Here is a 657-nt window from a genome sequence, read left to right on the forward strand (position 1 = left end):
CGGGAGAACATGTCTTCAGATGCAGGACATGAGATTATGGTCAGCCGGAGCATTCAGGCGGAAGGAACCTTCGGAGATCTTAAAGAAAACTACAGATACAGCCGATTGAGACGCCGGGGACTGGAAAACGTAAAATTTGAGGTGCTTATTGTGGCCATGGGACACAATATCAGAAAATTAAACAACAGAAATCGGATGAGTTGCCCAGAACTCGAACGTTATGGAAAATTAAAGGAGCAGAAAAGCGAAATCTGAAAAAGATTATAAACAGTCTTTTTGAGTTTTGGCTCTTTTCAGTGCGTTCAAAAATTGACTTGAGCGGAAAAACACATCATAAAACAGGATTGAATCAGATAAAAAGCATAGAAAAAGGGGCTGTAAATCTCGCTGATGAAAAATCAGTCGAAATTTAACAGCCCCTTCTCCTATACCCCACCCACTGCAAGAAATGGTAACTTTCTCACTGCAATAATTGGCACATTTTATCTTGCATTTAACACCTTCCAGTACTGGCGCAGAAAAGCTGCCGCCGTATCGCCTGCTTCAGCGGCTCTTGAATTCGTAGAAATTGACAGGACGGTCTTCCTGGATTTGGAAGGATCAGACGAGAGTCCAAAGCCGGTGATTGAAATCACTGACAGCGACCGAACGATCCGT

2 protein-coding genes are annotated in these 657 nt (G+C 43.2%); both read left to right on the top strand.

All coding sequences use genetic code 11. The features are described from left to right. A partial coding sequence (locus BO222_RS01595; RefSeq protein WP_075817320.1) for a transposase occupies positions 1-255 on the top strand: 255 nt, incomplete at its 5' end. A 135-nt stretch (positions 256-390) separates the two neighbouring features. Beyond that, the coding region (locus BO222_RS01600) for a hypothetical protein (RefSeq protein ID WP_143356897.1) at positions 391-657 on the top strand (267 nt) is incomplete at its 3' end.

This window comes from Ileibacterium valens (assembly GCF_001945525.1).
Classification (GTDB): domain Bacteria; phylum Bacillota_I; class Bacilli_A; order Erysipelotrichales; family Erysipelotrichaceae; genus Ileibacterium; species Ileibacterium valens.